Raw genomic sequence first — 15058 nt, forward strand, 5'->3', positions numbered from 1 at the left:
CTGGTGTACGGGGACGGGGGCGCGCGTGCGGATCGGTGAGCTGGCCGAGGCGACCGGGACGACACCGCGCGCCCTGCGCCACTACGAGCAGCAGGGCCTGATCACGTCCGTGCGCGCGGCCAACGGCTACCGCGCGTACGACCCCGGTACGACGGTCCGCGTCCGCAACATCCGCCGGCTGCTGGAGGCGGGCCTGACCCTGGACGACGTACGGGTCTTCCTGCCCTGCCTGGACGGCGGCGATGTCACCACCGGCCCTGTCTCCCCCGTGGCGCTCAAGGTCGCCCGGGACCGGCTGTCCGTACTCGACGCCCGTATCGCCGCCCAGACGGCGATACGCGACCGCCTGGCGTCGGCGCTGCGGGCGGCGGGCGACGAGGTCCCCTGAACGGGACTGGGGTCAGGGGACGAGTGGGCGGGCCGGGGTCAGGGGAGGAGCTGACGGGCCGGGGTCAGGCGACGACCGCCCCGCCGTCCACGGGCAGCACCACCCCCGTCACGAACGACGCCTGCGGCGAGGCGAGGCGGGTGATGGCCCAGGCCACCTCCTCGGGGCGGCCGATCCGGCCGAGCGGGGTGTGGTCGAGCTGCCACTTGCGGATGGCGGCCCGCTGCTCGGGGGTGTAGCGGGAGTGGTCGGCGATCGGCGTCTCGATCGCGCCCGGGGCCACGGCGACCACCCGGATCCCCTGCGGCGCCAGTTCCACCGCCCAGCTGCGGGTCAGCACCTCCAGGGCCGCCTTGCCCGCCGCGTACAGGGAGTTGCCGGGCCAGCCCCGCTGGCCGACCGAGGTGGTCACGTTCACCACCACGCCCCGGCTCTCCGTCAGCGCGGGCAACGCGGCCTGGGTGAGCAGCACGGGCGCGAGGAGGTTGGTCTCCAGCAGCGGCCGTACCGATGCGCGGGTGTAGCTGCGCAGGGAGTCGGCGGTGACGACGGCCGCGTTGTTGACGAGCACGTCGATCCTGCCGTACCGCTCCAGGGCGGCCCGCACCACGGTCCGGGGCCCGTCCTCGGCGGTCAGGTCGGCGGACAGGGGCGTGATGCCGGGGTGCCCTTCGGCGGTCTCGGCCAGCGGCGCGGCCCGGCGGCCGACGGCGACGACCCGGGCGCCCTCGGCGGCGAACGCGCGCGCGGTGGCACGGCCGATGCCGGTGCCGGCGCCGGTCACGAGGACGGTACGGGGGCTGTGGGCGTTGTGGTTCTCGCTCATGCGGGGATCGTCCGACCCTGACGCCAGTGACAGGGTCAAGCCCGATGGGCCGTCAACAGCCCAGGTGTAGCCTGACTTGCCCGGGTCATCACCAGAAGGCGAGCGAGGGGGACGTACCGTGACGCGTGTGAGGGGCGGAGCGGTCACCGCCGTGGCCGTGCTGGTCGCCGTGACCGGTTGTACGGCCGAGCAGACCGGGGGAGCGCAGGGGCCCGAGGAGACCGGCGGCAAAGGCGCGGCCCTGACCGCGGCCGGCTCACTGACCGTCAAGGGACGCGCGCCGAAGACCGGTTACTCCCGGGCCCGGTTCGGCACCGCCTGGGCGGACACCGACTCCAACTCCTGCGACACCCGCGACGACATCCTCAAACGCGACCTGAAGCAGGTCCGGTTCACCGGCGGCAGCTGCAAGGTCTCCTACGGCCTGCTGGAGCCCGACCCCTACTCCGGCAAGGAGATCACCTACCGGCGCGGCCGCAGCGAGGTCGACATCGACCACGTCGTCGCCCTGTCCGACGCCTGGCAGAAGGGCGCCAAGTACTGGGACCCCAGCAAGCGCATAGCGCTGGCCAACGACCCCCTCAACCTCCTCGCCGTCGACGCCGGCACCAACCGCGGCAAGGGAGACGGCGACGCGGCGACCTGGCTCCCGCCCAACAAGGCCTACCGGTGCACCTATGTCGCCGCCCAGGTCGCCGTCAAGAAGAAGTACGGCCTGTGGGTCACGTCCGCAGAGCAGGCCGCCATGAAGAAGGTCCTCGCCGGCTGCCCGGACCAGAAGCTCCCCACCGGCGGCAACCCGACGAAGGCACCGGAGCGTTTCCGGGCCCGCTGACCCGCCGTCGGCCGGGTAAATCACTGTCTCGTCAGGTGAACACCGCCTACCTTGACCTGCATGGACATCAAGGTGAGCAGCCTCGCCGAGCGGCCCGACCGGCTGCCGGCGGTGTTCGGCATGACCGACACCTGGCCCGAGTTCGTCACCAACGACCCCGTGGGCACCACCCACTACGGCCGCATCCCCACCGAACTGCCCGAGTACGCGCTGTTCGCCGAGGACGAGGAGGGCCGGGTCGTCGCCCACGCCTACAGCGTGCCGTTCGCCCTCGACGTGGAGGGCCGGCGCACCCTGCCCGCCCGGGGCTGGGACCAGGTCCTCGCGTGGGCCTTCGCCGACCTGCGCCGCGGCACCCGCCCGGACACCGTGAGCGCCATCTCGGTCACCATCGCCCCGCACGCCCAGGGCCACGGCCTGTCGGCCGTCATGCTCTCGGCGATGCGCGACAACGCCCGCGCCCGTGGCTTCCGCGAGGTCGTCGCCCCGGTACGTCCCAACGCCAAGCACCGCGAACCGCACACCCCGATCACCGAGTACGCCCACCGGGTCCGCCCCGACGGACTGCCCGAGGACCCGTGGCTGCGCGTCCACGCCCGGGCCGGCGCCACCATCGACTCCATCGCCCCGGCCTCCATGACCGTGAGCGGCTCGCTGGAGGAGTGGCGCCGCTGGACCGGGCTGCCCTTCGACACCTCGGGTGACGTCGAGGTGCCCGGCGCACTGGTCCCGGTCCGCTGCGACGCGGAGCACGGGTACGCCGTCTACGTCGAGCCCAACGTATGGATGCGGCACCCGCTGTGACCCGAACCCCGGGGCGGGGCCCCGGGGTCCAGGTCACACGTGGTCGGGCGGACCCGCCGCCCGCGCGGGTCACGCGGCCGACATGCCCTTCAGCGAGCCGAGGATCCGGGTCGTGACCTTCTTCGCGGCGGCGGCACCGTCGTCGCTGCCCGCGGTGGACAGCACGGTGACCACGGTGTTGCCGGAGCGGGCCGCGATGAGCGTGGTGCCGGTCTCCCAGGCGCCGCTCGTCAGCGTCATCGTGTACGCCTCGTCGCCGAGCCCGGCCGTGGACTTGCCCTTCACCTTCACCTTGGCGTGGGTGTCCGTGTCCGTGAAGGTGGCGCACTCGGCCGCGACGGACTGCATCTGCTGCATCACCGTCTTCGCCGTGGTGCCCTGGAACGCGTCGATCTCCTGGGCCACCTCCTCGGTCTTGTCCTGGTTGACGTAGTCGTCCTGCGCGAAGGACACGCCTCCCTCGAAACCGGTCACCTGGATCCAGGACGTGCCCTCCAGCCGGGTGCAGTCCGGCTTCGCGGTCTTCCGGCTGGACGGAGCGAGGAACTTGCCGCCGCTGTCCGAGGCGCCGTCGGCCTCCAGGGTGAACCCGGCCGGGAAGGCCGACGCGGGCGCCAGCGCCTTCTTCAGCTGCGTACCGGTCAGCAGACCGGCGTTGGGGTTCTTCGCCTTGGCCGGCTTGGCGCTCGCGCCGGTGCCGGTGCCGGAGGACGAGTCCGAGGAACAGGCGGACAGGGCCAGAGGAAGCACCGCGACGGCGAGCAGCGTTGCGGCACGGGACGAGAGACGCATGACAGTCCTTCAGAGGTGATGAAGCGGGGTGTTGAACGGGGGGTGAAACGGAGTGTGGGGGTGCGGGGGGGGTGCGGTGGAACGGGGCATGGAACGGCGTCTGGAACGGGCTTGGGGGCGGCGGTCAGGCCTGCTTCCGGTCGCCTCAGTCGTTCGTCCTGAAGCCCCGGGTGGCGGCCTTCTTCTCCTCGGCAGCCTTCGTGTCGCCCGATTCCTTCGTGCCGCCGGACGTGGGCTCGGCCGAGGCCGAGGAGCCCTTGTCGCCGCCTTTCGAACCGCCGCTCTTGCCGTCGCCGCCGGCGTTCGCGGACACGGTGCCGATGACGACGAGCCACACGACGGCGCCGAAGACGACTCTGGCCTTCATACCCATGGGCGAACCCCTCCCCGAGTGTTGCGGCCTCCCCCTGGGTGGCCGCTCGTTCGCTGGGTCAATAAGACCAGAGGCTGTGAACCGAGTCAACACGGTTCACTGAGGGAGGTCAGTACACGCCCGTGAATCAGCAGATCTTGTGTACGCCGGTATGCTCGGCGCACACACGGGACGAGGGGAGCAAGGCCGGTGCAGGACAACGCGACAGAGGTGACCGCAGCCGGTATCGCGCGGCTCGCCGGAGTGGGCCGCGCCGCCGTCAGCAACTGGCGCCGCCGGCACGCCGACTTCCCGAAGCCGGTCGGCGGTACCGAGACCAGCCCGTCCTTCGCACTCGCCGAGGTCGAGGCCTGGCTGCGCAAGCAGGGCAAGCTCGCCGAAGTCCCGCTGCGCGAACGCGTCTGGCAGCAGCTCGCCGGCCATCCCGAGGGCCCGCTCACGGCGCTGGTGCACGCCGGTTGCGTCCTGCTGCTGATCCATGAACGGCCCACCGTCTGGCTCGACGCGAGCGCGGGCTCGGACGCGCGGCTGGCGGCGGTGCTGCCGGGGGTCTTGGAGGAGGTGCTCACGCCACGGCTCGGGGGGACGTCGGGGCGGGGCGTGAACTCGGGGGCGAGGGCGGGCAGTGTGAACGCTGCGGTCGGCGCCGCTGGTGTGAACGCCGTGGCCGGCACCGACGGTGTGAACCCTTTGGCCGACGGCGGCGCTGTGAACACTGCGGTCGGCGTCGGCGGTGTGAACGCTGCGGTCGGCGTGGGTGGTGTGAACGCTGCGGTCGGCGCGGGCGGTGTGAACGCATCTGTCACGCCTCCGGCTGTGAACTCGGCACCGACTCCGCCGCGTGTGAACCCCGCGCCCGCTGTTCACAGCACACCGAAGGTTCACGAGCCCGCCCTCACGGCGGCCACAGCGACCACGCCTGCCGCGAACGTCTTGCCAGCCACAGCAGTCACATCAATCACAGCCGCCACGTCGCTCACAGCAGCCACGGCCCCCACGACCGCCCCGGCCCCCACGACCGCCCCGGCCCCCGCCCTCCGCACCCCCACCGGCCCCCAACTCCTCCCCTCCGTCCCCCTCCTCCGCGGTGCCGCCGAACTGGCCGCCGAGATGGGGGCGCGGCAGACGTTCGAGTTCCTGCTGGGCCGGCACCTGGACGCGAGCCCCCGCCAGTACACGCTCACCCCCGCCGAACTCGCCGGTCTCATGGCCGACCTCGCCGGACCGGCCCGAACCGCCCTGGACCCCGCCTGCGGCACCGGCGCCCTGCTGCGCGCCGTGGACCCACGCCCGGACCAGGAGCTGTACGCCCAGGACAGCGCCCCCGAACTCGCCGCCCTCAGCACGCTGCGGCTCGCGCTGCACAGCCGGGCCACCGTGCGCGGCGCCGCCGGCGACACCCTGCGCGCCGACGCGCACCCCGGGCTGCACGCCGACGTCGTCCTGTGCCATCCACCGTTCAACGAGCGCAACTGGGGACACGACGAACTCGCCTACGACCCCCGCTGGGAGTACGGCTTCCCGGCGCGCACCGAGTCCGAGCTGGCCTGGGTGCAGCACGCGCTGGCCCGGCTGACCGACGGCGGCACCGCCGTGCTGCTCATGCCGCCGGCCGCCGCCTCCCGCCGTTCCGGGCGCCGGATCCGCGCCGACCTGCTGCGCCGGGGCGCGCTGCGGGCCGTCGTCGCGCTGCCGGTCGGCGCGGCACCGCCGTACAACATCCCGCTGCACCTGTGGGTGCTGCGCCGGCCCGACCGGACGCCGACGACGCCCGAGGTGCTGCTCGTGGACTCCGGGAGGTTCGCCGGGGAGGGGCGGGGCGGGCCGGACTGGGAGGCGGTGCGGGAGGCCGTGACGGACGCCTGGCGCGCCTTCACGCGCGCGGGGCGGCTGGCGGATCGGCCGGGGCTCGCCCGTTCGGTGCCGGTCATCGAACTCCTCGACGACGACGTGGACCTCGCGCCCGCCCGCCATCTGCCGCCGGCCGCGGGCGCCGACGGTGCGGAGCAGCTCACGCAGGTGCGCGAACGGCTCGGCGCGACCCTGCGCCTGACCGCCGACCTCACCCCGCCCCCCGCCGACCCCGCGCCGCCCGCGCGCTGGCCGCTCACCACGGTCGGTGAACTCGCGCGTGGAGGCGCGCTGGTGATGCGCACCGGCGGAAACGGCGGCCCCGCGCGCGTGCCGGTCCTCACCGACCATGACGTCCTCGCCGGAACGGCGCCCTCGGGCTCGCTCCCGGAGAGCGAGGAGGAGGCCGTGCTGACCGAGCCGGGCGACGTCGTCGTACCCGTGCTCGGCGGGGGTTCGGTGGCGCGCGTGATCGACGATGCGACGGGGGGCGCCGCCCTGGGGCGCAACCTCGTGCTGCTGCGCCCCGATGCCACGGCGCTCGACCCGTGGTTCCTCGCCGGGTTCCTGCGCGGGACCGCCAACAACCGGCAGGCCAGCAGCTACGCCTCCACGGCGACCCGCCTGGACGTGCGCCGGCTGCAACTGCCCCGGCTCCCGCTGGAGGAACAGCGGCGCTACGGCGCACGGTTCCGCGCGCTGGACGAGTTCGAGCGGGCGCTCCGGCACGCGAGCCGGCTCGGGGAGCAGCTCGTACGCGGGATGTACGACGGACTGACCGACGGCACGGTCGCCCCCGACTGACCCCGCCCGAACCGTGACAAGTGATCAGTGCGACAACGGTTCGGTACAACCCGGGACCGGTTGTCCTTGTCGGCCTATACGCTCGGACTCCGACTCGGACACCGTCCCGTCGGCGTCCGTCCCCATCGGTCCCACTCGGTCCAGGAGCAGTCATGTACGGCCACGGCGTGGTGCCGCCTCCCCGCAGCGCGGGAAAGGTCATCTCCCTGCGCGTGATGTTCGCGGCGGCCGGGGCGCTCACGTGCGGACTGCTGTCCTGCCTCCCGCTGTTCCGGGTCGCCTTCGTGCGGGGCCGCTGGTTCGACTGGCTGATCGCCTGGCTGAGCCTGCCGCTGTCCATCACCGGGCTCGCGGTGATCGGTGAACTGCCCGAGGAGGACTGGCGCAGCGACCTCGCGCTGGCGCTGCTGCTGCTCCTCGGCGTGGTGTCCGCGATCTACTACCTGGTCGTGGACATCCGGGTGCACCAGCGGCAGCTGTTCGCGGGGTACGCCCATCCGCACGCCCCGACCGTGCACGGACCCTACGGCTGCGGGCACGCGGCGCCGTCGCCGTACGCGACGACGCTCGGGCCGGGCCCGCAGCCGCCCGTGCCGCCCGCGCACCACACTCCGATACCCCAGCCGCCCCACACCGGGCCGGTCGTGTCCCCGGCCCCCGTGCCCCCGGCCCCCGTGCCGCGGGCCGAGCCGCCCCAGCGTCCCGCGCCCGCCCGTATCGACCAGGTGCGTGCCGAACTCGACGAACTGAGCGACTATCTGCGCCGGCACGACGGGCACGAGGGCGGCCGCGGCGAGGGCGGACGGTGACGGTGACGACGGGGCGCATGATCGCCGGCCGTTACGAACTGTCCACGCTCATCGGGCAGGGTGGCATGGGCCAGGTCTGGACGGCGTACGACCGCAGGCTCGACCGGCGCGTGGCCGTGAAGCTGCTGCGCCCCGACAAGGTGGCGGGCCAGGAGGCGGACGAGCTGCGCCGCCGGTTCATGCGCGAGTGCCGGGTGACCGCGCAGGTGGACCACCCCGGCCTGGTGACGGTGCACGACGCGGGCAGCGAGGGCGAGGAGCTGTTCCTCGTCATGCAGTACGTCGACGGCGCCGACCTCTCCGACCACCTCGCCGAGCACGACCCGTACCCGTGGCCCTGGGCCGTCGCGGTGGCCGCGCAACTGTGCGCCGTGCTGAGCGCCGTGCACGCCGTGCCGATCGTGCACCGCGACCTGAAGCCGCGCAACGTGATGGTGAAGCAGGACGGCACGGTCACCGTCCTCGACCTGGGCGTGGCCTCGGTGATGGACACCGACACCACGCGCCTGACCCACACCGGCTCCCCGATCGGCTCGCCCGCCTACATGGCGCCGGAGCAGGCGATGGGCGGCGCGGTCGGCCCGTACACCGACCTGTACGCGCTCGGGGTGCTGCTGCACGAGCTCCTCAGCGGCGAGGTGCCGTTCGCCGGCTCGACGGCGCTCGGTGTGCTGCACCGGCACCTGTACGAGCCCCCGCTGCCCGTGCGCCGGATCCGCCCCGAGGTGCCCGAGGCGCTGGAGACCCTGGTGCTGCGGCTGCTCGCCAAGGACCCGCAGCACCGGCCGGCGTCCGCGCAGGAGGTGTACGAGGACCTGGCGCTGCTCCTGCCCGCGCGCGGGACGCCCACCGGGGCGCCCCTGGACCCCACGCGCCCCTTCCTGCGCCCGCACGCCCCCTGGCCGGACCGCGCGCGGACTCCCGCGCCCCAACCGGCCCCGGTCGCGCCGGCGCCGCCGGTGGCCGAGAAGCCCGATGTCGCGGCCGCCGTGGACGAGGTCAAGCGCCTGCTGGGGGAGGGCCGCATCACGCAGGCCGTCGACATCCTGGGCGCGATCCTGCCGGCCGCCGCCGAGCAGCACGGCGAGCGCTCCCCGGTGGTGCGCACCCTGCGCAAGCAGTACGCGGCCACGCTCATGGACGACGGCCAGTACCGGCGGGCGCTGCCCGAACTGCGCCGGCTCGCCGACGAACGCGCCGCCGAGGCCGGCCAGGCCGACCCGCAGTCGCTGCGCTACCGCTACGAGGCCGCGCAGTGCCTGGAGCAGCTGGGCGAACCGGCGGCGGCGCTCGCCGAGTACCGCGCGCTGCTGCCGTACTACGAGAACCAGTACGTCTCCGGGGACCCGCAGCTCGCCCATGACGTCCGCCGCCGCATCGGCCATCTGCTGCTGGCCCTCGGCGACCGGTCGGCCGCCCACGACACGCTCGCGCGGCTGGTCATGGACGTCGAGCGGCTGCACGGGCCCGGCCATCCGCTGGCCGCGGAGGTCCGGCGGACGCTGCAGTGGCTGGGGCAGGTGCGCGGGTAGAGGCGGACGGCGGTGCCCGAAGGGCGCGCGAATCGTTGGTCGAATGGGTTGGCCACGGCCTGCCCACTGCCTACCATCGATCACCGCAAGACTTTGTGCACCGTCGCACAATCTCCCCTGGAGGTCTCCTTGCACCGCCGCCGTCGCACCGCGCTCGTCCTCACCGCCGCGATCGCCGCCGCGGCACCCCTGCTGACCGCCTGCGGAAACGATGCGCATCCGGGCGCCGCGGCCGTCGTCGGCGGGCAGCGGATCACCGTCGCCCAGCTGGAGAACCGGGTCGACGAGGTACGCCGGGCCCAGCGGGCCACGGTGCCGGACGAGACGCAGTACCAGCAGGTCGTCTCCTCCACCAGCAGTCTCACCCGCGACACCCTGCACAACATGGTGCTCGACCGGGTGCTGCACCGCGCCGCGCAGGACCAGGGCATCTCGGTCACGCGCAAGGAGATCCAGCAGATGCGCGCGGACCTGGAGCGGCAGGCCGGCGGCAGCAAGGGACTGGAGACGGCCTGGCTGCAGAAGTACGGCATCGCCCCCGCCCGCCTCGACGACAACCTGCGCCTGCAGCTGGAGGCGCAGAAGCTCGCCGAGAAGCTCGGCACCGACACCAGCCGGCCCGCCTTCTGGAAAGCCCTGTCCAAGGCGTCCGAGGAACTCCGCGTCGACCTCAACCCGCGCTACGGCTCCTGGGACGTCCAGAAGAGCAGCCGGGTGGACGCCGAGACGCCGTGGGTGCGGGAGGTCACGACGGCCGGCGGGCTGCCGGTGTCGGCGTAGACCGGTCATACGATCACGTGATCCCAGGATCTCTCGGCCCTGTGGACAACCAGATCCGCTGCCTCGCGCCGTGGGTTACGTTCGGATCGTGAACGAAACCAGCCCCGAACCCCGCGCCGAAGCCCGCCAGGAAGCCGCCCCCGGCCGCATCGTCCTGCTCACCACCAGCCACCGCGTCGCGCCCGGCCTGCTGTCCTGGCCCGCCTGGCAGGCCCTGCGCGCCGCCGACGCCGTGCTGTGCGCGGACGGCGCCCATCCGCAGCTGCCGTATCTGCGCGAGGCCGGGATAGCGGTGGCGGAGGCGTCCCCCACCGCGCAGGAGCTGGTCGACGCCTGCGCCGGCGGGCGCACCGTGGTGGTCGTGGCGACGGGCGAGGGCGAGCCGGCGCTCACCGACGGCCTCGCCCGGCTGGCCGGCTCCGGCCGGGTCGCCATGCCCGAGCTGGAGCTGCTCCCCGCCTCCTACGACCTGCCCGGCGCCCGCCTGCTGGACCTCGTGCAGGTCATGGACCGCATCCGCGCCGAGTGCCCCTGGTCCTCCCGGCAGACCCACGAGGGCCTGGCGAAGTACGGCATCGAGGAGGCCTATGAACTGGTCGAGGCGATCGAGGCCGGCGACCGCGCGGAGCTGCGCGAAGAGCTGGGCGACGTCCTCCTCCAGGTCGTCTTCCACTCCCGGATCGCCGAGGAGGACCCGGACGCGCCGTTCTCCATCGACGATGTCGCCGGCGGCATCGTCGCCAAGCTCATCCACCGGCACCCGCACGTCTTCGGCGACGAGGAGGCCGAGACCCCCGAGGACGTCAAGGAACACTGGCTGCGCACCAAGGCCGAGGAGAAGCAGCGCACCTCGGTCACGGAGGGCGTCCCGCTCGGCCAGCCCGGCCTGGCCCTCGCCGCCAAGCTCGCCTCCCGCACCCGTACGGCGGGCCTGGCGGTGCCCCTGCCCGAGGGCGAGGGCATCGGGTACGAACTGCTGGCGCTGGCGGTCCGCGCCGAGGCGTCCGGCGTCGACCCGGAGGCGGCCCTGCGGGCGGCGGCACGGGTGTACCGGGACGCGATACGGGCTGCTGAGGGGCTGTCAGCTTAGTACCGTTGCCCCGACGGGCGGGTGCGAGGCGTGGGGGCCGGCGTGACAGCGGAGCTGGAGGAGCTGAGGCGCGCGCTGCTGGGGGCAGTCCGCCGCTCACCGGCCGTGGCGCTGCGGGTCGAGGAGGCGCTGGCGCGGGCGGGCATGGCCTATGCGGCGGAGGCCTGGACCCGGTGGGGCGACGACCGGCTCACGAGCCATCTCCAGCTCGCCTCCCTGGTTCTGCTGCGCGGCGAACACCCGGACGAGTTCGAGGAGTTGCTGGAAGTCGCCACGGCCCCCTGCACGGCCTCCCCGCCGACCCGCCCCGGATCCGCCGGCACCACCCTCCGCACCCCCGGCACGACGTTCGCCGCCGCCTTCGAAACGCCCGGACCCGAAGACACCGCGGAGGAGGCACCCGAGAAGCCCGGAACAGAAGAACACGCACCCGAAGAGCAGCCACGCAAAGAGCGGACACCCCAGGAGCCCGCGCCCCAGGAGCCCGCACCCCGAGCGCAGGCACCCGGACAGCCCGGCGACCACCCCCGCGGCACCGGCGACCACGTCGACTTCCGCGACGGCACCTTCCACGGACCCACGGTCGGGGTGCAGCACCACCACTACGGCACGGCCCCGGTGCCGGCGGAGTGGCGGCCGGCCGACGGCGTGGGACCACTGGAGTTCGGGGTGTGGCCGACGCGGCCGGTGCCAGGGCTGCCCGACGTGCCGCCGTACGTGCCGCGCGACTGCGACGAGAAGCTGCGCGCCCTGCTGGCCCGCCCCAGCCTGGTGCTGGTCCTCGGCGAGCCGTACGCGGGCACGTCGTACACCGCCTGGCACGCCGTGCGCTCCCTGGAGGGCCACCGTGTGTACGCGCCGGATCCCGGGGAGGACCTGCGCCCCCTGGTGGCCGCGCTGCGGGGCAGCCCCGGCAGATACGTGGTCTGGCTGGACGAGCTGACCGAGCACCTCGGCCCGGGCCGGCTGGACCTGCGGCTGCTCGGGCGGCTCAACGACCTCGGTGCCGTCGTGCTCGCCACGATGCGCCCCGCCGAGTACTACCGGCGGCGCGCCGGGACCGCCTCCGGCGACCGGGTCGTCGCCGCGGCCCGCACGGTGGAGCTGCGCCGCGAGTGGAGCGAGGCCGAGCTGGCGCGGCTGTCGGCGCGGGACGACCCGCGGGCGTACCCGGCGTACATGTGGAGCGGCAGGGAGGGGGTGGGGTCGTACTTCGCGGTCGGGCACCTGCTGTTCGACGAGTGGCGGCGGCCGGGGACCCGGCAGGAGCACCCGCTGGGACGGTTACTGGTCCGGGCGGCGGTCGACGTCGCCCGGTGCGGGGTCACGGCGGCGGTGTCGGAACGGCTGCTCACCCAGGTGCTCGCGCGGTACGGACCGGAGGTCGGTGAAGCGGCGGCACAGGAGTCGCTCGACGAGGCGGTCGACTGGGCGACGACACCGATGTTCGGCGTCTCCGGGCTGGTCGTGGCCGGCGAGGAGCAGGACACCTGGCGGGCGTACGGGGCGCTGGTCGCCCACGCGCTGGCGTCGGAGGACCTGGAGCCGGTGCCGGACGGGGTGTGGTGGACGCTGCTGGACGAGGCGGAGTCCGGGCCGCCGCTGGACCACGGCGTGATCCTCGGCGCGGCCCGCGCGGCCCTGCGCGCACGCGTCGAGGCCGCGGACGCGGAGGTGATGTTCCAGCTCGCGCGGCACACCCGCGGCGAGGAGCGGCTGTCCCTGCTGCGCCGCGCGGCCGACGCGGGCCACCCGGAGGCGGCGGCCGACATCGCGATGATCCTGCTGTGGAACGAAGAGGAAGAGGAGGCGGTTCCCTATCTGGAGGTGGCCGCGGAGGCCGGGGTCGCCGCGGCCGCGCTGCGCCTCGGCCGGATCCACCGGGCCCGCGCCGAGCGGTGGCTGCGGGCGGCAGCCGAGGCGGGCGACGGCGCGGCGGCGCACGAGCTGGGCGACATGCTGGTGGGACCCGGACACGAGGACGAGGCGGTCCGCTGGTACCGCAGGTCGGCGGCGGCCGGTCACCGGGAGGTCGCCGGCAGCCTCGGGAGCCTGCTGGGCAGATGGGGCGAGCAGGAGGCGGAGGAATGGCTCCGCTACGCCACGGCCTGGGGTGACCCGCGCGCCGCGAACGACCTCGGCGTCTTCCTCGCCAACGTGAAGAAGGCCGCCGAGGCCGAGAAGGAGCCGCTGTACCGGCAGGCGGCGGAGGGCGGCGACGCCTCGGCGATGGTGAACCTCGGCGTCACGCTGGAGTTCCTCGGCCGGGACGAGGAGGCGCTTTCCTGGTATCTCACGGGGCATGAGCGGGGGGCCGTGTACGCCGAGCGGTACATAGCCCAGCTGCTGCGCAAGCGGGGCAGGGACGCGGAGGCCGAGGAATGGCTCCGCAAGGCGACCGCCGCAGACCCACCGGGCCTCTCCCCGGCCCTCCCCCCGCCCCCGGACCAGCCCCCCGCCCAGCCCCCCGCCCGGCTCCCCGGCCAGGACCAGCCCGCCGACCTCGCGGGCCAGGTCCCTGACGGGCTCTCCGGCCAGCTTTCCGACCGGTCACCCGGCCGGTCCGTGGCCGACCACCCCGCCAGCGGGCTCCCGGGTCAGCTTTCCGACGGGTCACCTGACCGGTCCGTGGCCGACCAGCCCACCAACCGGCTCCCGGGTCAGCTTTCCGGCGGGTCACCCGGCCGGTCACCCACCCGGTCCGTGACCGACCAGCCCACCAACCGGCTCCCCGACTGGCTCTCCGACGAGTCCGCCGACCGGCTCTCCGGCCAGCCGCCCACGCGCACCGCGGCCGACCGGCTCCCCGGTCAGCCCCCCGACCAACCCCCCGGTCACTCACCCGGTCGGATCTCCGCCGGTGAGCCGGATACCGTCGAGGAGTGACCGAGCAGCACCGCCCCGATCAGCCCGCTCCCGCTCTCTTCACCTGGGAGTTCGCCGCCGACCCCTACCCGGCGTACGCCTGGCTGCGCGAGCACGCCCCCGTGCACCGGACGCGGCTGCCGAGCGGGGTCGAGGCCTGGCTGGTCACCCGGTACGCCGACGCCCGGCAGGCCCTGGCCGACCAGCGGCTGAGCAAGAACCCGGCGCATCACGACGAGCCCGAGCACGCCAAGGGCAAGACGGGCATCCCGGGCGAGCGCAAGGCCGAGCTGATGACGCATCTGCTGAACATCGACCCGCCGGACCACACCCGGCTCAGGAGGCTCGTCAGCAAGGCGTTCACGCCCCGGCGGGTCGCCGAGTTCGCGCCCCGGGTGCAGGAGTTGACCGACCACCTCATCGACCAGTTCGCGAAGACGGGTTCCGCCGACCTCATCCACGAGTTCGCCTTCCCGCTGCCCATCTACGCCATCTGCGACCTGCTCGGCGTCCCGCGCGAGGACCAGGACGACTTCCGGGACTGGGCGGGCATGATGATCCGGCACGGCGGTGGGCCCCGGGGCGGGGTCGCCCGGTCGGTGAAGAAGATGCGCGGCTACCTCGCCGAGCTGATCCACAAGAAGCGCGAGGCGCTGCCCGCCGCGCCCACGCCCGGCGAGGACCTGATCTCCGGCCTCATCCGCGCCTCCGACCACGGCGAGCACCTCACCGAGAACGAGGCCGCCGCCATGGCCTTCATCCTGCTCTTCGCCGGCTTCGAGACGACCGTCAACCTCATCGGCAACGGCACCTACGCCCTGCTCACCCACCCCGACCAGCGCGCGCGGCTGCAGAACTCCCTGGCCCGGGGCGAACGGGAGCTCCTGGAAACGGGGGTCGAGGAACTCCTGCGCTACGACGGCCCGGTGGAGCTGGCCACCTGGCGGTTCGCCACCGAGCCGCTCACCATCGGCGGGCAGGACATCGCGCCGGGCGATCCGGTGCTCGTCGTCCTCGCCGCCGCCGACCGGGACCCGGAGCGGTTCGCCGACCCGGACGTGCTGGACCTCGGCCGCCGCGACAACCAGCACCTCGGTTACGGCCACGGCATCCACTACTGCCTCGGCGCGCCGCTCGCCCGCCTGGAGGGCCAGACCGCGCTCGCCACCCTGCTCACCCGCCTGCCCGACCTGCGCCTCGCCGCCGATCCGGCCGAGCTGCGCTGGCGCGGCGGACTCATCATGCGCGGCCTGCGCACGCTGCCGGTCGAGTTCACGCCCACCGCCTGAACACAGGCCCTGCAGAGGAA

Annotated in this window: 13 protein-coding genes; 10 read left to right on the plus strand and 3 right to left on the minus strand. The window is 74.0% G+C overall.

Translation table 11 applies throughout. From position 1 onward, the window contains the following. Window positions 1-25 precede the first annotated feature (25 nt). Window positions 26-388 carry a MerR family transcriptional regulator gene (locus ACZ4U1_RS11050; protein ID WP_467902102.1) on the plus strand — a complete coding sequence of 121 codons (363 nt, stop codon included), beginning with the start codon at window positions 26-28 and terminating at the stop codon, window positions 386-388. 64 nt (window positions 389-452) lie between these two features. Here ACZ4U1_RS11050 and ACZ4U1_RS11055 read toward each other — a convergent pair whose 3' ends face one another. Next, a complete protein-coding gene (locus ACZ4U1_RS11055; RefSeq protein ID WP_467902104.1) occupies window positions 453-1214 on the minus strand; it encodes an SDR family NAD(P)-dependent oxidoreductase in 762 nt (253 codons plus the stop codon). Between the two features lie 118 nt (window positions 1215-1332). Between ACZ4U1_RS11055 and ACZ4U1_RS11060 the strand changes: the two genes are divergently transcribed. Together ACZ4U1_RS11060 and ACZ4U1_RS11065 are read left to right on the plus strand one after the other, a co-directional pair. Further along, window positions 1333-2049 carry an HNH endonuclease family protein gene (locus ACZ4U1_RS11060; protein ID WP_467902106.1) on the plus strand — a complete coding sequence of 239 codons (717 nt, stop codon included), beginning with the start codon at window positions 1333-1335 and terminating at the stop codon, window positions 2047-2049. 60 nt (window positions 2050-2109) lie between these two features. After that, a complete protein-coding gene (locus ACZ4U1_RS11065) occupies window positions 2110-2853 on the plus strand; it encodes a GNAT family N-acetyltransferase (protein WP_467902107.1) in 744 nt (247 codons plus the stop codon). A gap of 69 nt (window positions 2854-2922) precedes the next feature. On the opposite strand, the gene ACZ4U1_RS11070 is transcribed toward ACZ4U1_RS11065, so the two are convergent. Both ACZ4U1_RS11070 and ACZ4U1_RS11075 read right to left on the minus strand, forming a co-directional pair. Continuing rightward, complete coding sequence (locus tag ACZ4U1_RS11070) at window positions 2923-3645, minus strand: hypothetical protein (RefSeq protein WP_467902109.1); 723 nt, start codon at window positions 3643-3645, stop codon at window positions 2923-2925. A 145-nt stretch (window positions 3646-3790) separates the two neighbouring features. Further along, window positions 3791-4018, minus strand: a complete 228-nt coding sequence (locus tag ACZ4U1_RS11075) for a hypothetical protein (RefSeq protein WP_467902111.1) — start codon at window positions 4016-4018, stop codon at window positions 3791-3793. Window positions 4019-4207: 189 nt separating this feature from the next. Between ACZ4U1_RS11075 and ACZ4U1_RS11080 the strand changes: the two genes are divergently transcribed. The 7 genes from ACZ4U1_RS11080 to ACZ4U1_RS11110 all read left to right on the plus strand — a co-directional run bounded on the left by ACZ4U1_RS11080 (window position 4208) and on the right by ACZ4U1_RS11110 (window position 15038). Next, window positions 4208-6673, plus strand: a complete 2466-nt coding sequence (locus ACZ4U1_RS11080) for an N-6 DNA methylase (protein WP_467902112.1) — start codon at window positions 4208-4210, stop codon at window positions 6671-6673. Between the two features lie 152 nt (window positions 6674-6825). Continuing rightward, complete coding sequence (locus ACZ4U1_RS11085) at window positions 6826-7482, plus strand: hypothetical protein (protein WP_467902113.1); 657 nt, start codon at window positions 6826-6828, stop codon at window positions 7480-7482. Between the two features lie 17 nt (window positions 7483-7499). Then, window positions 7500-9014 carry a protein kinase domain-containing protein gene (locus tag ACZ4U1_RS11090; RefSeq protein WP_467902280.1) on the plus strand — a complete coding sequence of 505 codons (1515 nt, stop codon included), beginning with the start codon at window positions 7500-7502 and terminating at the stop codon, window positions 9012-9014. 129 nt (window positions 9015-9143) lie between these two features. Further along, window positions 9144-9794 carry a SurA N-terminal domain-containing protein gene (locus ACZ4U1_RS11095; RefSeq protein ID WP_467902114.1) on the plus strand — a complete coding sequence of 217 codons (651 nt, stop codon included), beginning with the start codon at window positions 9144-9146 and terminating at the stop codon, window positions 9792-9794. A gap of 88 nt (window positions 9795-9882) precedes the next feature. Next, entirely contained in the window at window positions 9883-10884 is a 1002-nt protein-coding gene (locus tag ACZ4U1_RS11100) for a nucleoside triphosphate pyrophosphohydrolase (protein ID WP_467902115.1), read from the plus strand. A 42-nt stretch (window positions 10885-10926) separates the two neighbouring features. Continuing rightward, the gene (locus tag ACZ4U1_RS11105; protein WP_467902116.1) at window positions 10927-13770 is read left to right on the plus strand and encodes a hypothetical protein; all 2844 of its coding nucleotides are present in this window, start codon (window positions 10927-10929) and stop codon (window positions 13768-13770) included. After that, window positions 13767-15038, plus strand: a complete 1272-nt coding sequence (locus ACZ4U1_RS11110; RefSeq protein WP_467902117.1) for a cytochrome P450 family protein — start codon at window positions 13767-13769, stop codon at window positions 15036-15038. Before ACZ4U1_RS11105 ends, ACZ4U1_RS11110 begins: the two co-directional genes overlap by 4 nt. The last annotated feature ends 20 nt before the right edge of the window (window positions 15039-15058 follow it).

This window comes from Streptomyces sp. NPDC028928, from assembly GCF_055564915.1.